This is a genomic window from Rhodopseudomonas parapalustris, assembly GCF_053772255.1.
The window spans coordinates 29,351-48,653 of the sequence record NZ_JAMKBZ010000032.1; the positions used below are offsets into that span (position 1 = coordinate 29,351).

General features: G+C 65.9%; 16 protein-coding genes. 4 read left to right on the forward strand and 12 right to left on the reverse strand.

The genetic code is table 11. The annotated features are described in order from the left end of the window. Window positions 1-31 precede the first annotated feature (31 nt). Window positions 32-1,021 (reverse strand): ArdC family protein, encoded by a 990-nt coding sequence (locus tag M9H71_RS21390; protein WP_455406918.1) that lies wholly within the window; start codon window positions 1,019-1,021, stop codon window positions 32-34. Between the two features lie 259 nt (window positions 1,022-1,280). Between M9H71_RS21390 and M9H71_RS21395 the strand changes: the two genes are divergently transcribed. Beyond that, window positions 1,281-1,577, forward strand: coding sequence for an AlpA family phage regulatory protein (locus tag M9H71_RS21395; RefSeq protein ID WP_013503002.1), 297 nt, complete (start codon window positions 1,281-1,283; stop codon window positions 1,575-1,577). Here the strand turns inward: M9H71_RS21395 and M9H71_RS21400 are convergent. The 6 genes from M9H71_RS21400 to M9H71_RS21425 all read right to left on the reverse strand — a co-directional run bounded on the left by M9H71_RS21400 (window position 1,531) and on the right by M9H71_RS21425 (window position 9,853). After that, on the reverse strand, window positions 1,531-2,787 hold the full coding sequence (locus M9H71_RS21400) for a tyrosine-type recombinase/integrase (RefSeq protein ID WP_455406941.1): 1,257 nt from the start codon (window positions 2,785-2,787) through the stop codon (window positions 1,531-1,533). The two genes, M9H71_RS21395 and M9H71_RS21400, sit on opposite strands and share 47 nt — an antisense overlap. Window positions 2,788-3,077: 290 nt before the next feature. Beyond that, window positions 3,078-4,700: a glutamine-hydrolyzing GMP synthase gene (gene guaA / locus M9H71_RS21405; RefSeq protein WP_455406919.1), complete on the reverse strand. Its 1,623-nt coding sequence runs from the start codon at window positions 4,698-4,700 to the stop codon at window positions 3,078-3,080. 348 nt (window positions 4,701-5,048) lie between these two features. Further along, on the reverse strand, window positions 5,049-6,350 hold the full coding sequence (locus M9H71_RS21410; protein WP_455406920.1) for an RsmB/NOP family class I SAM-dependent RNA methyltransferase: 1,302 nt from the start codon (window positions 6,348-6,350) through the stop codon (window positions 5,049-5,051). A gap of 192 nt (window positions 6,351-6,542) precedes the next feature. Then, a complete protein-coding gene (locus M9H71_RS21415) occupies window positions 6,543-7,568 on the reverse strand; it encodes an NADP-dependent oxidoreductase (RefSeq protein ID WP_455406921.1) in 1,026 nt (341 codons plus the stop codon). 174 nt (window positions 7,569-7,742) lie between these two features. Then, window positions 7,743-9,239, reverse strand: a complete 1,497-nt coding sequence (gene guaB / locus M9H71_RS21420) for an IMP dehydrogenase (protein ID WP_455406922.1) — start codon at window positions 9,237-9,239, stop codon at window positions 7,743-7,745. A gap of 365 nt (window positions 9,240-9,604) precedes the next feature. Next, complete coding sequence (locus tag M9H71_RS21425; RefSeq protein WP_455406923.1) at window positions 9,605-9,853, reverse strand: hypothetical protein; 249 nt, start codon at window positions 9,851-9,853, stop codon at window positions 9,605-9,607. Between the two features lie 195 nt (window positions 9,854-10,048). Between M9H71_RS21425 and M9H71_RS21430 the strand changes: the two genes are divergently transcribed. Further along, window positions 10,049-11,521 carry a DHA2 family efflux MFS transporter permease subunit gene (locus tag M9H71_RS21430; RefSeq protein ID WP_455406924.1) on the forward strand — a complete coding sequence of 491 codons (1,473 nt, stop codon included), beginning with the start codon at window positions 10,049-10,051 and terminating at the stop codon, window positions 11,519-11,521. Between the two features lie 29 nt (window positions 11,522-11,550). Here the strand turns inward: M9H71_RS21430 and M9H71_RS21435 are convergent, their stop codons facing one another. The 3 genes from M9H71_RS21435 to M9H71_RS21445 all read right to left on the reverse strand — a co-directional run bounded on the left by M9H71_RS21435 (window position 11,551) and on the right by M9H71_RS21445 (window position 13,742). Further along, a complete protein-coding gene (locus M9H71_RS21435) occupies window positions 11,551-11,727 on the reverse strand; it encodes a hypothetical protein (protein WP_455406925.1) in 177 nt (58 codons plus the stop codon). A 162-nt stretch (window positions 11,728-11,889) separates the two neighbouring features. Continuing rightward, a complete protein-coding gene (locus tag M9H71_RS21440; RefSeq protein WP_455406926.1) occupies window positions 11,890-12,603 on the reverse strand; it encodes an RlmE family RNA methyltransferase in 714 nt (237 codons plus the stop codon). Between the two features lie 71 nt (window positions 12,604-12,674). Beyond that, window positions 12,675-13,742: a Ppx/GppA phosphatase family protein gene (locus tag M9H71_RS21445; RefSeq protein ID WP_455406927.1), complete on the reverse strand. Its 1,068-nt coding sequence runs from the start codon at window positions 13,740-13,742 to the stop codon at window positions 12,675-12,677. Window positions 13,743-13,982: 240 nt separating this feature from the next. Between M9H71_RS21445 and M9H71_RS21450 the strand changes: the two genes are divergently transcribed. Next, complete coding sequence (locus M9H71_RS21450) at window positions 13,983-16,358, forward strand: xanthine dehydrogenase family protein molybdopterin-binding subunit (RefSeq protein ID WP_455406928.1); 2,376 nt, start codon at window positions 13,983-13,985, stop codon at window positions 16,356-16,358. Between the two features lie 164 nt (window positions 16,359-16,522). On the opposite strand, the gene M9H71_RS21455 is transcribed toward M9H71_RS21450, so the two are convergent. Together M9H71_RS21455 and M9H71_RS21460 are read right to left on the reverse strand one after the other, a co-directional pair. Next, complete coding sequence (locus M9H71_RS21455) at window positions 16,523-17,737, reverse strand: ABC transporter substrate-binding protein (protein ID WP_455406929.1); 1,215 nt, start codon at window positions 17,735-17,737, stop codon at window positions 16,523-16,525. A 186-nt stretch (window positions 17,738-17,923) separates the two neighbouring features. Continuing rightward, entirely contained in the window at window positions 17,924-18,724 is an 801-nt protein-coding gene (locus M9H71_RS21460; protein WP_455406930.1) for a hypothetical protein, read from the reverse strand. Window positions 18,725-18,826: 102 nt separating this feature from the next. Between M9H71_RS21460 and M9H71_RS21465 the strand changes: the two genes are divergently transcribed. Further along, the gene (locus M9H71_RS21465) at window positions 18,827-19,303 is read left to right on the forward strand and encodes a YaiI/YqxD family protein (protein WP_455406931.1); all 477 of its coding nucleotides are present in this window, start codon (window positions 18,827-18,829) and stop codon (window positions 19,301-19,303) included.

Below are 19,303 nucleotides of genomic sequence, written 5' to 3' on the forward strand. Positions count from 1 at the left end.
CGTCACGGAAGACCCGGCACTCCTCTCACTCTCACACGGACAGCACGGAAGACGGGGCGGAGGAGTTTAGTGACGTCGCTTCTTCACGTGCATCAGCACCAACCTCCAAGTCCGATGGTGCAAACGCCAGCAGAAAATCCGCCGCTTTCGACGCCGCACTCGCTGCGCGCACCACCGCGCGGTTGTCCTCGCGCAGTACGTCGAGCCACGAGCCGATGTAGTCGACATGACGCACGGTCGGCACGATGCCGAGCGATGCGCAGACAAAGGCACCGGCCATCTCGGCAACGAGTTCTTCGCGGGCATAGGATTTCGAGCCGAACGAACCGGAATGGTCGCGGGCAAGACGCGAAGCGTGGCCTGTCCAATGTCCAAGCTCATGAAACGCTGTGCGGTGCCAATTGACCGGCTCGAAATACGCCGCCTGCGGCGGCACCTGCACGAAATCGTCCTTCGTGCTGTAGTAGGCGCGACCGCCTCCAATGCGAAAGTCGGCACCGGTTGACGCGATCAAAGCCTCAGCCTGCGGTTCGACCTCGGACGGTGGCGGCGGAACAATGGTGGTGGTGACCACGTCGGGAAGTCCTTCGCACTGGTCGGTATTGAAGACCGTGAACCGCTTCAGAAACGGGATCGTGCCCACCGCCTCGCCTGTCTCGGCCGCTCGGCGCCGCTCGTCCTCCGGAGTAAACCGATCTGCGTAAACGACCGTCGTTCCGCGCTCACCCTTTCGGACATGACCGCCCAGGCTGAGCGCCTGCCGGAATGTGAGCCAGCTCTGGCCGGCAAAGCCGCCTTCGATCACCGCGCCCCACAGGATCAAGACGTTGATACCGGAATAGCGGCGCTGGGTTGCAGCGTTGCGCGGCATCACCAACGGCGCTCGCGCGTCAGCTGTTCCCCACGGCTGGACCCAGGGGACGCGGCCCGCCTCCAGCTCGGCAATGATCTTGTCGGTGATTTCGGTATAGAGATTGGCACGGCCTTCGCCAGCGCGCTCGCGTGGGGTCTGCCTGGACATCGCGGTTCTCCGCGACGGGCGCCGGAAGCCTCTCTCCCGACCTTATCCCGTCACGGCCGAACCGGCCCGTACTCTCACTCTGATACAGCACGGCAACGGTGGTATTGCGGCCAAGCACATCCGAGGGTTTTCTTCCCGGTGTTGCTACTATCCCAATTCAACGCCGCAGCACGCTACTCTACCACGACGGCTGGATAAGCCTTTCTTTCGAAGCCTATCGCGTTCCATTCTTCCAAGCCGATAGCGGCGGAGGATGCGAATGTCGAACAAGGTTGAGGGACTCAATTCACGAACCATTCGTCGCAGTCAGTTGCGCGAGATTGTGCCGCTTGCCGACAGCACGATCTACGAGATGGAGCAGCGCGGCGAATTTCCGCGGCGTTTTGCTCTCACGCCGCGCTGCATCGTCTGGAATCTCGGCGAAGTCGAAGCATGGATTGCGGCTCGTCGCGCCTCGCCTGCTCCTCGCGCCAAGCACCCCGACGTGACCCTTCGCAAAGCCCGCCCGGTCAAAGCGCGGGGTCGGGCTCCAGAAGCGGCATCGAAGGAGGCGTAAGAACCGCAGCGCGCTTCCGCCCTTCCACCCAGGCGTCGACGATGTCGGACCATTCCTGCATCATGTGGCGACGCTGCACTTCGTATTCCGCCTTGTTGTAGACGCCACGCGACGATCGTCCGTCTTCGTGCGCCAAGCACTTCTCGATCCAGTCGCTGTTGAAGCCAAATTCGTTCAGCAGCGTCGATCCCGTGCGCCGCAGGTCATGGACGGTGAAAGGCTCCAACGGCAGTCCTTCCTTCTTGGCCTGCTCGACGACCGCATAGGTAACGCGATTGAACGTTGCGCGCGACATCGGCGCATCGGCGTCGTATCGAGACGGCAGCAGATATCGAGAGTTGCCGGCGCATGTCTTGAGCGCAATCATGATATCGAGGGTCTGGCGCGACAGATAGACGTTGTGCGCCTTGGATCGCTTCATGCGCTCCTTCGGGATTGTCCAGACTGCGTTCTCGAAATCGACCTCGTCCCAGGTGGCATCCTGCAGCTCGCTCTTGCGCACCATCGTCAGCAGATACAGCTTCATCCCGAGCCGGATTGTTGGGAGCGTCGCGACGTTCTCGAGCTGACTGAGCATGATCCGGATCTCGGTGGGCGACAGCGAGCGATCCTTCGGCGCAAACGTCGCGATCGACGCGGGCTCGACATCGTCGGCCGGGTTTGCGACCTTCTCGCCATGCAGGATGGCGAATCCGTAGATCTGCTTGAGGATGTCCCGGACGTGGATTGCTGTCGCCGGCGCACCGCGATCGACGATCTTGACGCAATGGGCGCGCAAATCGTCAGGGGTGATCTCAGTGAGGAGGCGATTGCGCCAAACAGGGAGCAGCTCGCGCTCGAAGATCGAACGCCGCATGGCCCGCGTGCTGTCAGCCATCGGGGAGTTGACGAGCCACTTCTCGCCGAACTCCCCAAAACTCTTGGCCTCCTTGATCCGCCGCTTCTCCCGCTGCTTCTCGATAGCGGGCGAGCGTCCTTCGCTCACCGCCCGCCTCGCATCCATGCAAAGCTCGCGGGCGCGGGCGAGCGAGATGCCGTCGCGGCCATACTTCCCCAGGTAGACGGTTTCCCGACGGCCATTTAGTCGGTAGTCGAGCCGGAAGGAAATCGCGCCCGACGGCATGACACGCACATACATGCCGTCGCGATCGGAGACCTTGTAGATCTTGCTCTGGGGTCGAAGAGCCTTGATTGCAGCGTCTGTCAGCATTTCCGCCACCTCAAATGAGTACCGTCATGCGGTTTTGGGCGGGTCTCGGCGGAAAACGTGCTTCGATTTCAGATGCTTAGGGCCAAAAAAGTACCGTCAAGAGCCTCGTTTGGTCTGACGGTACTCCGGATTTTTCGGCTGATCAATATTGGCACGGCCCGTCACGGGGGACGCCAATTCGAAGCGCTGCCCGGCGATAGGCAGCGATAGCTGGCGACTATTTATCTTTATTTATCAGAGCATTACGGCGTATCGCGGCGAAGCTTTGGATACGGGCGGGAGGGTCAAAATCATTCCCACTCAATCGTCCCCGGCGGCTTCGACGTCACGTCGTACACCACGCGGTTGACGCCCTTGACCTCGTTGATGATCCGCGTCGCGGTGGCGCCGAGGAAGGCCATCTCGAACGGGTAGAAGTCGGCGGTCATGCCGTCGGTGGACGTCACGGCGCGCAGGCCGACGACGTAGTCGTAGGTGCGGCCGTCGCCCATCACGCCGACGCTGCGGACCGGGAGCAGCACGGCGAACGCCTGCCAGATGACATCGTAGAGGCCCGCCTTGCGGATCTGGTCGATGTACACCGCATCCGCATTGCGCAGGATTTCGAGCTTCTCCTCGGTGATCTCGCCGGGGCAGCGGATCGCGAGGCCGGGGCCCGGGAACGGATGGCGGCCGACGAACACGTCGGGCAGCCCGAGCTCTCGGCCGAGCGCGCGGACTTCGTCCTTGAACAGCTCGCGGAGCGGCTCGACCAGCTTCATGTTCATGCGTTCGGGCAAGCCGCCGACGTTGTGATGCGACTTGATCGTCACCGACGGGCCGCCAGTGAACGACACGCTCTCGATCACGTCCGGGTACAGCGTACCCTGCGCCAGGAAGTCGGCGCCGCCGACGCGTCTGGCTTCGGCCTCGAACACGTCGATGAACAGTTTGCCGATGGTCTTGCGCTTCTGCTCCGGATCGGTGACGCCCTTCAGCGCGCCGAGGAAGGTCTCGGACACATCCACGTGCACCAGCGGGATGTTGTAGTGGTGGCGGAACAGGTCGACGACGCTCTTGCCCTCGTCCTTGCGGAGCAGGCCGTGGTCGACGAACACGCAAGTGAGCTGATCGCCGATCGCTTCATGGATCAGCACCGCCGCCACCGCGGAGTCGACGCCGCCGGACAGGCCGCAGATCACCTTGCCGCTGCCGACCTGGGCGCGGATTTTCTCGATCGCTTCCTCGCGGAAGGCGCGCATCGTCCAGTCGCCGGTCAGCCCAGCGACCTTGCGGACGAAATTGCGGAGCAGCTTGGCGCCGTCGGGCGTGTGCACCACCTCGGGGTGGAACTGCATCGCGTAGAACTTGCGGGTGTCGTCGGCGATCACCGAGATCGGCGATCCCGGCGCCTGCGCCACCGCGCGGAAACCTGCCGGCAGCTTGGTGACGCGATCGCCATGGCTCATCCAGACGTCGTATTTGCCGCCCTTCTGCCAGACGCCGTCGAACAGCGCGCAGTCGTCGGTGATCTCGATCTGGGCGCGGCCGAATTCGCGGTGGTGGCCGCCCTCGACGGTGCCGCCGAGCTGCTTGGCCAGCGTCTGTTCGCCGTAGCAGATGCCGAGCACCGGCACGCCGGCCTCCAAGATCGCCATCGGGGCGCTGGGCGCATTGTCGTCCAGCACCGAGGCCGGGCCGCCGGACAGGATCACGGCTTTCGGCTTCATCTCGGCGAAGGCGGCCTCCGCCTTCTGGAACGGCACGATCTCGGAATACACGCCCTCCTCGCGGACGCGGCGGGCGATCAGCTGGGTGACCTGCGAGCCGAAGTCGACGATCAGGATCTTCTCGTGGATCGCAGCGACGTGCGGCGAGGTGTCGGCGCCAGAGGGGACGACGGACGAAGCGGAGGATGTGCTGGGGGCTGTCATGGGCAGCAGATACGCGACCGCAGCCCGGCTCGCAACGGGGAAAACAGGATGAGCGGCAGCGTCCCCTGACCTCTCCCCATGCACAGCGCAACCTCTCCCCGCGGGCGGGGAGAGGTCGGCCCGGCGGAGCGCAGCGAAGCCGGGTCGGGTGAGGGGGCGCCTCCGCAAGGCCGAGACTCAGTGCCCGCAGCGCCCCTCACCCCACCCCTCTCCCCGCAAGGGCGGGGCGAGGGAGCACACTGTGCCTGGGGCACCCTCACCCCAGCCCTCTCCCGCGCGCGGGAGAGGGAGCGCGCCGAGCTCGGGGCGGTCCCGTACTCAAAACAAAAGCGCCGTACCCTGCCCGGTTCAGCCCTGGCGCTTCAGCACGCTGACGAAAAAACCGTCGGTGCCGGTGCGGCGCGGGGTCATCAGCAGGCCTTCGGGAGCGGTCCAGGCGGCGGCCAGGAACAGCTCGGCCTTGTCCCACAGCGCAGCCGCGACCTCGGCCGGCGGGACGACGGCGAACTCCGGATGGGCGGCGGTAAATGCCAGCACCTGGCCGGTATTTTCGGACGCCAGCACCGAGCAGGTGACGTAGGCGATGCGGCCGCCGGGCTTGACCAGCCTCGCGGCGCGCGCCAGCACCTCGGCTTGGTCCTTGAGGCGGATTTCCAGCGCGCCGGGGCGCATCCGCCATTTCGCGTCCGGGTTGCGACGCCAGGTGCCGGTGCCGGTGCACGGCGCGTCGACCAGCACCAGATCGGCGCTGCCCTTGATGTCGGCCAGCGGATCGGCGTCGCCCTTCGGCGCCCTCACCTCGGCATTGTGCACGCCGGCGCGCGACAGCCGCTCGTGGATCGGGGCGAGCTGGCGCTTGTCGCCGTCGGTGGCGATCAGCAGGCCCTTGCCCTGCATCATCGCGGCCAGCGCCAGGGTCTTGCCGCCGGCGCCGGCGCAGAGGTCGATCACCTGCTCGCCGGGCCTCGCGGCCGACAACAGCGCCGCGAGCTGCGAGCCCTCGTCCTGCACCTCGACCGCGCCCTTGATGAAATCCGGCTCGGCCTGCACGCCGGGGTTGCGGGCATCGGCCGGCAGCTCGATCCGCAGCCCCCACGGCGACCACGGCGCCAGCTTGGCGCCCAGATGGGCGAGCGAGGTCAGCTCCTTGTCGCGCGATGCTTTCAGCGTGTTGACCCGCAGATCGAGCGGCGCCCGGCTGGCCATCGCCGCTGCCTCGGCGACGCGGGCCTCGCCGAACATCTCGGCAAGCGCGCCGTCGAGCCATTCCGGGTAGTCGCCGGCGATATGCGGCGGCGCGCCGTCCAACGTCCGCGTCGACAGCGCGGCGTGTTCGGCATCGCTCAGCGGCTCCGGCGCGAACCGGCTACCGTCGCACAGCGCCGCGATCGCCTCGGCCGTCATGCCGCGCTCCAGCTTCAGCATGCCCAGCACCCGGGCGCGGGCGGTATCGGAATCCATAATGAACGCGCTGGATGCCCGTCGGCGCAACACGTCCCACACCAAGCCGGCGATCGCCGAGCGATCCCCCGAGCCAGCGTAGCGATGCGCGGTGCCCCACTCTTTCAGCGCCTTGGCGGCGGGAATGCGCTGGCTGTCGATGGTCGAAATCAAGTCGATGGCTGCGGACAGCCGTGCGGCGGGGGTCATGCGGAGCTTTCAATCGGGTCCAGGGCGCGCAACGCGCCGAGCGGCGTCACAACATGGGCACGACCTGCGCAAGGGCACTGTCGGTCCGACGCTTTCCGGCTCCGCTATAGCCGCCGCCCCCGCCGAAGACAATCGAACCGCCGCAAGGCAGAGTCCCGGCGATGCCGGGGCTCCGCCACGCGGCGCTTCCGATTACGCCTTGTCCGGCCCGACGCGGACGAGCTGCTTGCCGAAATTCGCGCCCTTGAGCAGACCGATGAACGCCTCCGGCGCGCTCTCGACGCCCTCGGTGACGAACTCCTTGTACTTTACCTTGCCGTCGCGCACCCACTGCGACATGTCGCGCAGGAACTCCTGGCGGCGGCCGGCGAAATCACTGACGATGAAGCCGCGGATGGTCAGGCGCTTGGTCAGCACATGGCGCATCAAAGCTGTCGCCCATTTCGGAGTCGGCGGCGTCTCGAACGCGTTGTACTGCGCGATCAGGCCGCACACCGGCATGCGGGCGAAGCTGTTGAACAGCGGGAACACCGCCTCGAACACTTCGCCGCCGACATTCTCGAAATACACATCGATGCCGTTCGGGCACGTCGCCTTCAGCTTGGCGGCGAGATCGGGATCGCGGTGATCGAGGCAATCGTCGAAGCCGAGCTCAGTCTTTACGTAGTCGCATTTGGCCTTGCCGCCGGCGATGCCGATCGCGCGCGCGCCCTTCACTTTCGCGATCTGCCCCACCGCCGAGCCGACCGCGCCGGAGGCCGCGGCAACCACCACGGTCTCGCCTTCCTTCGGCTGGCCGATGTCCAGGAGGCCGGTGTACGCGGTCATCCCCGGCATGCCGAGCACGCCGACCGCGGTCGAGATCGGGCCGAGCGCCGGATCGATCTTGCGCAGCGGCTTGGCGTCGGCGATCGCATGCGTCGCCCAGCCCGAATGCGCCAGCACGATATCGCCCTTGGCGAAGGCGGGGCTCTTGCTGTCGATCACTTCACAGACCGTTCCGCCTTCCATCACACCGCCGACCGGAACCGGCTGCGCGTAGGACGGCCCATCGCTCATCCGGCCGCGCATATACGGATCGAGCGACAGCCAGATCGTCCGCAGCAGCACCTGCCCCTCGCCGGGCGCCGGAACGTCGAACTCTTCGAGGCGGAAATTCTGCGGCGTCGGCTCGCCGACCGGACGCGAGGCGAGAACGATGCGCTGACCCTTGGACATTTCGTTTCCTTTTTTGATGTTCGTTTGTCGTCAGGGCCGCGACTGTAGGCGACCCCACAGCATTCGCCAACTGCGGCAGGCTGTGCAGACAGCCTGACGCTCGTCATTCCGGGGCGCACGTTTCACGCGCGACCCGGAATGACTGTGGAGAGGTTGTTACTTAAGTCAGTCGCCTCACACCCCGCCCGGATAGTTCGGGCTTTCGCGGGTGATGGTGACGTCGTGGACGTGGCTTTCGCGCAGGCCCGCGCCGGTGATGCGGACGAATTGCGCCTTGGTGTGGAATTCGCCGAGATCCTTTGCGCCGACATAACCCATCGCGGCGCGCAGGCCGCCGGCGAGCTGATGCACGACGTTGCCGACCGGGCCCTTGTACGGCACCTGGCCCTCGATGCCTTCCGGCACCAGCTTCAGCGTGTCCTTGATGTCCTGCTGGAAGTAACGATCGGCCGAGCCGCGTGCCATCGCGCCGACCGAGCCCATGCCGCGATACGCCTTGTAGGAACGGCCCTGCCACAGGAACACTTCGCCGGGAGTCTCGTCGGTGCCGGCGAGCAGCGAGCCGACCATCGCAATATCTGCGCCGGCGGCGAGCGCCTTGGCGAGGTCGCCCGAGTACTTGATGCCGCCGTCGGCGATCACCGGGACGCCGGCCTTCTTGGCCGCTTCCACCGCGTCCATGATGGCGGTGAGCTGCGGCACGCCGACGCCGGCGACGATGCGTGTCGTGCAGATCGAACCCGGGCCGATGCCGACCTTGACTGCATCGGCACCGGAATCGATCAGCGCCTGGGCGCCGTCGCGGGTGGCGATGTTGCCGGCGATGACCTGCACCTCGTTGGAGATCCGCTTGATGCGGGTGACTGCGTCGAGCACGCGGGCCGAATGGCCGTGCGCAGTATCGACCACAACGACGTCGACGCCCGCTTCAATCAGCCGCTCGGTCCGCTCATAACCGCCCTCGCCCACCGTGGTCGCGGCGGCGACGCGGAGCCGGCCCTGCGCGTCCTTGCTGGCGAGCGGGTGCGCGACCGCCTTCTCCATGTCCTTTACGGTGATCAGGCCGACGCAGCGATATTGCTCGTCGACCACCAGCAGCTTCTCGATGCGGTGCTGATGCAGCAGCTTCTTGGCTTCGCCCTGGCTGACGCCTTCGCGCACGGTGACGAGGTTCTCGTGCGTCATCAGCTCCGAGACCTTCTGCGCCGGATCGGTGGCGAAGCGCACGTCGCGGTTGGTGAGGATGCCGACCAGCTTGCCGGGGCCGTGGCCCTGGGCGCCGGTGACCACCGGAATGCCGGAGAAGCCGTACTGATTCATCAACGCCAGCGCGTCGGCCAACTTGGCGTCGGGACTGATGGTCAGCGGGTTCACCACCATGCCGGACTCGAACTTCTTGACCTGGCGGACCTGCGCGGCCTGCCCTTCAGGATCGAAGTTACGATGGATCACGCCGATGCCGCCGGCCTGCGCCATCGCGATGGCCATCCGGGCTTCGGTGACCGTGTCCATCGCCGAGGCGATGATCGGGATGTTGAGCGGGATCGCGCGAGTGATGCGCGAGCGGATGTCGACCTCGGACGGCAGCACGTCCGACAGGCCCGGCTTCAGCAGTACGTCGTCGAAGGTGAGAGCTTCGATAAATTGCGGGGATGCGCTCACTGACGCCATGGCCAACTCCGTTCAGCGGCGCCGAAGGCCGCGCTCGATTTTGCGGGGACGGGAGGCACGTTCGGCGCCGCTGGGTGCGGCACCGTCGAATCGAGCCCGTCGGTAGGGTTGGCGGTGGTCGATAGCATGGGGATATGACGAATCAAAGAGGCAAGGACAACAGCCCCGCCCCGCTCCCCAGACATTCCTCACTCCGCCGCCGGCGAGCCGAAAATCACCGCAACTTCAGTGATTTCGGCAACGGCATCGCGGAAAGCCTCAAGAGTATCCGTGTCGGCGGGTCACCAGCACGCTGCTCATCGCCGGTGATCTCCTGGCACCATTCCGGCGTTGCAGGCGCCATGGAGACCGTCGCGGCGCGTCCCTCAGCGCCGATAGCCCGGCGGAACGCCGTGTTCGCGGATAGCCTCGACGACCTCGCGGTGCATCCGCTTTTCGCGCTCCATCCGCACCGCGAACAAGGCGTGCAGCGACGGAATCACCAGCAGCGGATGGAAGATCAGCCCGAGGACGATGCACACCACCAGCAGCACGAGGTTGAACACCGCCGACAGCGGCTGGCCGTTGAACAACAGGCCGAGCGGCGGCAGGAACGCAGCGAGCAGGTAGATCATCGGCCAATCTCCGTCGCGGAACCAGTCCTGGTACCGCCCACATCCGTCTCCTTCGCCACGTCCCCGCGAGCGTATTCCGCTCAAAGAAACATGCGTCGGTCACGGAGGATTTAAGTATCGGCGCAAGCTCCGCAATAGCGGGAGCCGCGGCACGGTGCTACAGCCCGGGCGCCCTTCCCTCGTCCGAAATCACCCATGAACAAAGACCGAGTCATCCCGCTGATCGTGGCCGCCGCGCTGTTCATGGAAAACATGGACGCCACCGTGATCGCCACCTCGCTGCCGGCGATCGCGGCCGACATCGGCACCTCGCCGCTGACGCTGAAGCTGGCGATCACCTCGTATCTCTTGTCGCTGGCGGTGTTCATTCCGGCGTCGGGCTGGACCGCCGACCGGTTCGGCGCCCGCACCGTGTTCTCGATCGCGATTGCGGTGTTCATGGTCGGCTCGATCGGCTGCGCGTTGTCGAGCTCAATCACCGATTTCGTCATCGCCCGCATCGTCCAGGGTATCGGCGGCGCGATGATGACGCCGGTCGGCCGGCTGGTACTGCTGCGCTCGATCGACAAGAGCGCGCTAGTTGGTGCGATGGCCTGGGTGACGGTACCGGCGCTGATCGGGCCGGTAATCGGCCCGCCGCTCGGCGGCTTCATCACCACGTACTTCTCCTGGCACTGGATCTTCCTGATCAACATTCCGATCGGCCTGATCGGGATCGCGATGGCGCTGCGCTACATCGATCCGATCCGCAGCGACCACCTCGAAAAGTTCGACTTGTGGGGGTTGGTGCTGGCCGGGATCGGCGTCGCCGGTATCGCTTTCGGCCTGTCGGTCGCCGGCCTCAATCTGCTGCCGTGGACCGTCGTGGTGGCGCTGATCGGCGTCGGCGCGATCGCGATGACGCTGTACGTGTTCCACGCCCGCCGGGTGCCGGCGCCGGTGCTGGACTTCTCGCTGCTGCGCCTGACGACGCTGCGCTCCAGCCTGGTCGGCGGCTTCCTGTTCCGGCTTGGCATCGGCGCGCTGCCCTTCCTGCTGCCGCTGTTGATGCAGATCGGTTTCGGCCTGTCGCCGTTTCACTCCGGTCTCGTCACTTTCGCCTCCGCGGTCGGCGCGATCGGGATGAAGACACTGGCGGCACGGATCATCCGCACCTTCGGCTTCCGCAACATCATGACGGTGAACGCCGTGGTCAGCTCGGTGTTTCTGGCCGCCTGCGCGCTGTTCACCCCCGGCACCCCGCTGCTGCTGATCATGATCATTCTGGTGGTCGGCGGCTTCTTCCGCTCCCTGCAATTCACCGCGATCAACACCGTCGCCTATGCCGAAGTCGAGCAGGCGCAGATGAGCCGGGCGACCACGCTGGTCAGCGTCGGCCAGCAGCTCGCGATCTCCGCCGGCGTGGCGATCGGCGCGTTCTCGGTGGAGACCACGATGGCGCTGCGCCACGTCACCGAGCTCAGCGCCGGCGATTTCGGTCCGGCCTTCGTGGTCGTCGCAGTCCTGGCAGCGCTGTCAGCGTACTTCTTCTGGCAGATGCCGGACGACGCCGGCCACGAAATCTCAGGCCGCAAGGCGATCGCGATCGCCAGCAAGAAGGGCGTGGCGTCGGCGGCCACCAAAGCAGCGTCGGAAGAAACCCAGGACGCGCGCGACCAGAGGCTCTGATCAAATCCGACCTTCCGCCCTGCGCAACCTCAGCCCAGATTATTGCCCTGCTCAGGCGTATCGTCGTGGCGGACCGCCAGCCGCAGCGTGTCGTTGCAGATCGGGCAGCGATAATGCGGCACGTCGAACGACGCATTGGCGTGTTCGATCTCGATCAGCTCGCGATCGACCCCGCAGGCTCTGCACATCGGCGTAGGAATCTCCATTGGTCCCCCCCGATTCGCCCGATGGATACCGATCAGCCTATGAGAACTACGGGGAAGTGCTCTGTAGAAAGCTACCTTTACCAACAATTAACCAGATGAATTCCCGATATGATGCGCAACTAATTTGCACTTTCGCCAATCAACCGACCGATACGAAAGAACTCACGCCATCTCGCCGTCCGCCGCCACGTCCCGGGCGGCCCCGCCGCGAAATCCGGTCGCCAGCAGGTAGCGCTCCGACGAGTCCTTGCGGCTCGCCGCCGGCTTGACGTGCTTGACGCTGGCATAGTCGCGCTTCAGTTCCGCCATCAGCGACGCATCGGCGCCGCTCTGGAACACCTTGGCGAGAAATGCCCCGCCCGGCTTTAGCACTTCGGATGCGAACATCGCTGCGGTTTCGACCAAGCCGACGATCCGGAGCTGATCGGTCTTGCGATGGCCGGTGGTGTTGGCGGCCATATCGCTCATCACCAGGTCGGCGCCGCCGCCCAGCATCTCGCGGAGCCGGTCCGGCGCAGACGGGTCGAGAAAATCGAGCTGCGCGAACATGACGCCGGGCACCTCGCCCATCTCCAGAAGATCGATCGCCACCACCTTGCCGCGGCCTTCGGCGGCACCGACCTTCTTGGCGGCGACCTGGCTCCAGCCGCCCGGCGCAGCGCCGAGATCGACCACTGCCATGCCGGACTTGAGCAGACGAAACTTGTCGTCGATCTCAGTCAGCTTGTAGGCGGCACGCGAGCGGTAGCCGTCGCGCTTGGCCTGCGCCACATAGGGATCGTTGAGCTGGCGCTCGAGCCACAGCTTCGACGACAGCTTCATCCGCCCGCCGCTCTTGACGGTGACGCGCATTCGTCCGGTGGTGTCTTTGGCCATAACTTCGCTTGCGACAGAGGGATCAACGCGCTGCTTAGCAGACGAGCGCGGAAAAACCAGTGCGGAACTGCCTACGGCGCCCCGAGCACGCCGTCTTCACGCATCATTTCGACCAGCATCCCCTCGCGCAGACCGCGATCGGCGACGCGCAGCCGCGGCAGCGGAAAGGCGGCGCGCACCGCGTCCAGGATGGCACAGCCGGCCAGCACCAGATCGGCTCGCTCGTTGCCGATGCAATGGTTGTGGGCGCGGTCGTGATAACTCATGCTGCGCAGTCTCTCGACAGTGGCGCTGAGTTCATCGTCGTTCATCCAGATGCCGTCGACCCGGCGACGGTCGTAGCGGATCAGATCGAGATACAGCCCCGCCAGCGTGGTCACGGTGCCCGACGTACCGAGCAGATGCATCCGGCCGAGATCGCCGCCATGCTTCGCGGCGAACGGCGCGACGTGCTTGGCGACTTCGGCGACCATCGCCTCATAGGTCTCCTGCGTCACCACCCTGCCGCCGAACGCTTCCGCCAGCGTCACCACGCCGAGCGGCACCGACATCCAGGCGTCGATCCGCGGCGCCAGCTCGGGCCGCTCCGGATCGCGGGCGATCCGCACCAGTTCGCTGGAGCCGCCGCCGATGTCGAACAGGATCGCGCCGCGGCCGTTCGGGTCGAGCAGAGGCGAACAGCCGGTGGCGGCGAGCCGCGCTTCGGTCTCGCGGTCGATGATCTCCAGCCGGATGCCGGTGGCGTCCGCGACCTTGTCACAAAACTCGTCGGCATTGCTGGCGGCACGGCAGGCTTCGGTCGCGATCAACCGCTGCCGCTTGGCGTGGCGGGCGTCAATCTTGTCGCGGCACACCGCCAGCGCCGAAATCGCGCGCGCGATCGCCGCGTCGCTGATCCGGCCGGTGGTGGCGACGCCCTCCCCGAGCCGGATGATCCTCGAAAACGAGTCGATGACGCGAAAGCCATCGCCCGCCGGTCGCGCGATCAGCAACCTGCAATTGTTGGTGCCGAGGTCCAGCGCCGCGTACACGCCGTCGTCGTGCGGGGCGGCTACGTTCTCCTCCTCGGCACTCGCAACGATCGCGAGCGGATCCTCGCCCGGCAGCGAGCCCGGGCGAAGCCGCGTTTCGTCGTCCATCAAACTCGTCTTTCCGCGGCCACGCGCGGCCGGCGTCGAAATCATCATTCACGGAAAGTTTAGCAGCGCACCGCCCCGGCGCAACCCACCTGCGGGTGAAGCATGCGGTTTCATACGTTGTCGCGTGCCGGCGGCTGCGTTATCCGTGGGCGCTATCAGCACTGACATTCCCCACGCAATATCGCCGCCCCGCGCGGCTTTTTCACGTCCCGCACGCCTCTCACGCCGGAAATCAGCCTCATGCAGGACCGCACCGCCAACGCGTCGCCCGACACTTCCCTCGCGCTGCACAAATTCGCCGTGGGCCAGCCGGTCCGGCGCAAGGAGGACGAGACCCTGCTGCGCGGCAAGGGCCGCTACACCGACGATTGCAACCTGCCCGGGCAGTTCTACGCGGTGATGGTGCGAAGCCCTCACCCGCACGGCATCATCCGCGGCATCGGCACCGACGCCGCCAAGGCGATGCCGGGTGTCTGCGCGATCTACACCGGCGCCGACCTTGCGGCCGCCGGCTACGCGCCTTTCAGCTCAGGCCTGCCGCTCAAGAGCCGCGACGGCACCCCGCTGAAGCAGACCCATCATGGCGCGCTGGCCACCGACAAGGTGCGCTTCGTCGGCGACCCGGTGGCCTGCGTGGTCGCTAAGACGCTCGCGCAGGCCCGCGATGCCGCCGAAGCGGTCGAACTCGACATCGAGCCGCTCCCCGCCGTCACCGACGCGGAGGCCGCGATGCAGCCCGGCGCGCCGCAGCTCTACGATCACATCGAGAACAACGTCGCACTCGATTATCACTTCGGCGACACCGCCGCGGTGAATGCAGCGTTCGCCGCGGCCGCGCACGTCACCGCGCTGGACATCGAGAACACCCGCGTCGCTGCGGTGCCGATGGAGCCGCGGGTCGGGCTCGCCTCCTACGATCAGCAGAACGACCGCTACACCATCCAACTTCCGACCCAGGGCGTCTCCGGCAACCGAAACACCCTCGCCAAGCTGCTCGGCGTGCCGACCGACAAGGTCCGGGTGCTGACCGGCCAGGTCGGCGGCTCGTTCGGGATGAAGAACATCTCCTATCCGGAGTACATCTGCATCCTGCACGCCGCCAAGGCGCTCGGACGTCCGGTGAAATGGACCGACGAACGCTCGACCAGCTTCCTGTCCGACAGCCAGGGACGCGGCCAGCAGATCCGCGCCGAACTCGCGCTCGACGCCGGCGGGCGTTTTCTCGCAATCCGCCTGAACGGCACCGGCAATCTCGGCGCCCAGATCACCGGCGTCGCGCCGCTGCCGCTGTCGCTCAACACCGGCAAGAACATCGGCAGCGTGTATCGCACGCCGCTGCTCAGCGTCGACATCAAATGCGTCGTCACCAATGTCACGCTGATGGGTGCCTATCGCGGCGCCGGACGTCCTGAAGCCAACTACTTCCTTGAACGGCTGATCGATCGCGCCGCCGATGAAATGGGGATCGACCGCCTTACTTTACGCAAGCGCAACTTCATCAAGCCGTCGCAGATGCCGTTCACCGCCTGCTCCGGCGTCACCTACGACAGCGGCGACTTCGCCGGCGTATTCGGGCAGGCGCTGGAACTGTCCGACTATCAAGGCTTCGCCAAACGCAAGAAGGAAGCCCGCAAAGCCGGCAAGCTGCGCGGCATCGCGGTCGGCTCGTATCTGGAAGTCACCGCGCCGCCGAGCGCCGAGCTCGGCAAGATCGTGTTCGAAGACGACGGCACGGTGCGGCTGATCACCGGCACGCTCGACTACGGCCAGGGCCACGCCACGCCGTTCGCTCAGGTGCTGAGCGCGTTCCTCGGCGTGCCGTTCGATCGGATCCGGCTCGAACAGGGCGACAGCGATATCGTCCACAGCGGCAACGGCACCGGCGGCTCGCGCTCGATCACCGCCAGCGGCATGGCGATCGTCGAGGCGTCGCAGAAGGTGATCGCCAAGGGCAAGAGCGCCGCCGCGCATCTGCTGGAGACCGCCGAGGCCGACATCGAATTCGCGGCTGGTCGCTTCACCGTCGCCGGCACCGACCGCAGCATCGGCATCATGGAGCTGGCGCAACAGCTTCGCGGCGCCGAGCTGCCGGACGGCGTGCCGGCGTCGCTCGATGTCGACCACACCACCGAAGGCGCGCCCTCCGCCTTTCCCAACGGCTGCCATGTCGCCGAGGTCGAGATCGATCCGGACACCGGCGTCACCCGCGTGGTGCGCTACACCGCGGTCAACGATTTCGGCACCATCGTCAATCCGATGATCGTCGCCGGCCAGCTCCATGGCGGCGTCGCGCAAGGCATCGGCCAAGCGCTGATGGAGAAGATCTCGTATGACGCCGACGGCCAGCCGATCACCGGCTCACTGCAGGACTACGCGCTGCCGCGCGCCGACGATGTCCCGCTGATGACGGTCGGCGATCACCCGGTGCCGGCCAAGACTAATCCGCTAGGCACCAAAGGCTGCGGCGAAGCCGGCTGCGCCGGCTCGCTCGCGACCATCGTCAACGCCGCGCTCGACGCGCTGAAAGACCACGGCGTGACGACGCTCGACATGCCGCTGACGCCGGAGAAGGTGTGGCGGGCGATCCATGAGGCGAAGGCGAAGACGGCAGCTTAGGCGCCTCACCTAACGCCGTCATGCGCGGGCTTGACCCGCGCATCCATCACGCGCGAAGCGCGAAACGACAGCGTCCTATCAAAGAAGATGGGTCGCCGGGTCGAGCCCGGCGACGACGTCTGTTGTGCGGCGAGGACGTTGCCTCGTCGTCAGAGGCTTGCTCTCTACTCCGCCTTCACCAGGGGGCAACCGCCGTCCTTAAGGGGGCGGAAGGCCTGGTCGCCGGGGACTTCGGCGAGGACTTTGTAATAGTCCCACGGCGCCTTGGATTCCTCGGGCTTTTTGACCTCGAACAGGAACATCGAGTGCACCATGCGGCCGTCCTCGCGCAAGGTCCCGTTGTCGGTGAAGGCGTCGCGCACGGGCAATTCACGCATTTTCGCCAGCACCGTCTTGGTGTCCTTGCTATTCGCGGCCTTCACCGCTTTGAGATAATGCAGCGTCGCGCTGTAGGTCGCGGCCTGGTTCATGGTCGGCATCCGCTTGGTGCGCTCGTAGAATTTCTTGCCGAACGCGCGGGTGCGGTCGTTGAGGTCCCAGTAGTACGCCTCGGTGATGATCAGGCCGTTCGCCATCTTCAGTCCCAGGCTGTGGATGTCGGAGATGAACATCACGATGCCGGCGAGCTTCTGACCGCCCGCGACGATGCCGAATTCGGCCGCCTGTTTGATGGTGTTGATGGTGTCGCCACCGCCATTGGCCATGCCGATAATCTTGGCCTTCGACGACTGCGCCTGCAGCAGGAACGAGGAGAAGTCGGCGTTGTTGAGCGGATGCCGCGCGCTGCCGAGCACCTTGCCGCCGGCCGCCTTCACCACCTCGCCGGTGTCGCGCTCGATCGAATGGCCGAACAGATAGTCCGCGGTAATGAAGAACCAGGTGTCGCCACCGTTCTTGACGATCGCCGAGCCGACGGTGTGAGCGTTGGAATAGGTGTCGTAGGTCCAGTGCGCGGTATAGGGCGAGCAAGATTTGCCGGTGATGTCCGACGACGCCGCGTCGGTGACGATCATGATCTTCTCGAACTTCTTGCTCATCTCCATCGCGGCGAGCGCGGTGGCTGAGGTCGGCAGGTCGACGATCATGTCGACGTTTTCGTTCTCGTACCATTTACGCGCCAGTGAGGCGGCAATGTCCGGCTTGTTCTGCACATCCGCCGAGATGAACTCGATCGGCTCACCGAACATCGTGCCGCCCATCTCCTCGATCGCCATCTTGGCGGCTTCGACGTTGCCCTGGCCACCGATGTCGGAATACACCGACTGGAAGTCGCCGAGCAGACCGATCTTCACCGGCCCCTGTTGCTGCGCCCATGCGGGCGCGCCCAGCAGCAGCGGCGCGGCGAGCAGCAGCGCGGCCGTCCGTTGAACGAGTGTCATGTTTCCTCCGAATGATTTTTTGATTTATTTGTCGGTTCGGCCTTGTCGCCGGCCGCGCGCATAGATTGCCGTGCCCCCTCCCTGTTAGCTGTCGTCACGCATTCTCGCCGCTCTCGCTGGCAAGGCGAGCGGGGCAGAACGTCGCGCGCCACGCGGCGCGCGACCGCCGCACGGAATAAGCGCGGACTACGCGGCTGCCTGCTGCCGCGGCGCGAAGATCGCGACATGGTGACAATGCGCCACCGGCCGGTCGCCGTTCGCGACGATCAAAGCGTCGAACTCGGCGAAGCGGTGGCCCTTCTTATCGTAGTTCGCGATCACCTTGGCTCGTGCGCTGAGCACGTCGTCGCCGCGCGCAGCGGCGAGCAACTGCATCTTGGAGCCAACGTGAATCCACGGCCCGAGCACAACATTGTCGACCAGCACGCGGTTCATGATCCGCTGCAGCGTGCAGGGATGGATCAAATCGCCAGACTGATAGATCGGATCGGTCTCGCGGATCTCGTCGAGATAGTCGCGCAGCTTTGCCCCTCCCCAGTTCACCGGCGCGGTGCCGAACCAATGCCCGAGAGGAAACGACGAGGCGTCCACCGGCGGCCGGCTCGCCGCCGCCGCGGTCTCGGGATAGGCGGCCAGATCGACCGCCGGGGCCCGCGCCGGCAGCGACGCCGCTCCGCTGGCGCACAGCTCGCCGCGGCTCTCGACCGCGAGCGCGATGGCCTCGCCCTGCTCCTCGCCCGTCACCGTCGCGGTCTCGCCGTCGTACACCGGCTTGACGAACCGCGCCTCGATCAGCCCGCGCTCCAGAAAGTCGCGGCCCCAGCGCGCGACCGGCAGGTGCATCATATAGGCCATCACTTCCACCCCGGGCACCAGACCTCCGGTAAAGCCGAAGCGGCGGGCGACGGTGTCGTCATGCATCTTGTTTTCGGATTGTTTGGCGGTGTTGAAGGCGCTGACGCGCCAGGGCGCAAGCGATGCGGCCATGGTGTCTCCCGGTTTGCCCGATCTTGTTGGCGATCGTTGCCGGCGATGCTACGCCACTGCGCCGGCAACGCAAGGCCGGCGCCACAGGACCCCACATCGCCGATGACCAACGCCCTCACCCGCATCTATGTCGACGCCGACGCCTGTCCGGTGAAGGACGAGGTGTACAAAGTGGCGGAGCGGCACCATCTTCCGGTGACGGTCGTGGCCGGCGGCTTCATCCGGGTGCCGCAGCATCCGATGATCGAGCGCATCGCAGCCGGTTCCGGGATGGACGCGGCCGATGACTGGATTGCGGAGCGGATCAAACCGGGCGATATCGTCGTCACCGCGGACATTCCGCTGGCGAGCCGCTGTGTCAAAGCGGGCGCCACCGCGATCGCACCGAACGGCAAGCCGTTCACCGAAGAGTCGATCGGCATGACGCTGGCGGTGCGGAATCTGATGACCGATCTGCGCTCGTCAGGCGAAATCACCGGCGGTCCGCGTGCGTTCTCGCCACGCGACCGCTCCACCTTTCTCTCGGCGCTCGACAGCGCGATCCGCCGGATCGCGCGCCGCCGCACCGACCAGAGCTGA

Bases quoted from the DNA above. Each gene is read 5' to 3' on its own strand.
- M9H71_RS21390 (WP_455406918.1), bottom strand. From the start codon at position 1,021: ATGTCCAGGCAGACCCCACGCGAGCGCGCTGGCGAAGGCCGTGCCAAT.
- M9H71_RS21395 (WP_013503002.1), top strand. From the start codon at position 1,281: ATGTCGAACAAGGTTGAGGGACTCAATTCACGAACCATTCGTCGCAGT.
- M9H71_RS21400 (WP_455406941.1), bottom strand. From the start codon at position 2,787: ATGCTGACAGACGCTGCAATCAAGGCTCTTCGACCCCAGAGCAAGATC.
- guaA (WP_455406919.1), bottom strand. From the start codon at position 4,700: ATGACAGCCCCCAGCACATCCTCCGCTTCGTCCGTCGTCCCCTCTGGC.
- M9H71_RS21410 (WP_455406920.1), bottom strand. From the start codon at position 6,350: ATGACCCCCGCCGCACGGCTGTCCGCAGCCATCGACTTGATTTCGACC.
- M9H71_RS21415 (WP_455406921.1), bottom strand. From the start codon at position 7,568: ATGTCCAAGGGTCAGCGCATCGTTCTCGCCTCGCGTCCGGTCGGCGAG.
- guaB (WP_455406922.1), bottom strand. From the start codon at position 9,239: ATGGCGTCAGTGAGCGCATCCCCGCAATTTATCGAAGCTCTCACCTTC.
- M9H71_RS21425 (WP_455406923.1), bottom strand. From the start codon at position 9,853: ATGATCTACCTGCTCGCTGCGTTCCTGCCGCCGCTCGGCCTGTTGTTC.
- M9H71_RS21430 (WP_455406924.1), top strand. From the start codon at position 10,049: ATGAACAAAGACCGAGTCATCCCGCTGATCGTGGCCGCCGCGCTGTTC.
- M9H71_RS21435 (WP_455406925.1), bottom strand. From the start codon at position 11,727: ATGGAGATTCCTACGCCGATGTGCAGAGCCTGCGGGGTCGATCGCGAG.
- M9H71_RS21440 (WP_455406926.1), bottom strand. From the start codon at position 12,603: ATGGCCAAAGACACCACCGGACGAATGCGCGTCACCGTCAAGAGCGGC.
- M9H71_RS21445 (WP_455406927.1), bottom strand. From the start codon at position 13,742: ATGGACGACGAAACGCGGCTTCGCCCGGGCTCGCTGCCGGGCGAGGAT.
- M9H71_RS21450 (WP_455406928.1), top strand. From the start codon at position 13,983: ATGCAGGACCGCACCGCCAACGCGTCGCCCGACACTTCCCTCGCGCTG.
- M9H71_RS21455 (WP_455406929.1), bottom strand. From the start codon at position 17,737: ATGACACTCGTTCAACGGACGGCCGCGCTGCTGCTCGCCGCGCCGCTG.
- M9H71_RS21460 (WP_455406930.1), bottom strand. From the start codon at position 18,724: ATGGCCGCATCGCTTGCGCCCTGGCGCGTCAGCGCCTTCAACACCGCC.
- M9H71_RS21465 (WP_455406931.1), top strand. From the start codon at position 18,827: ATGACCAACGCCCTCACCCGCATCTATGTCGACGCCGACGCCTGTCCG.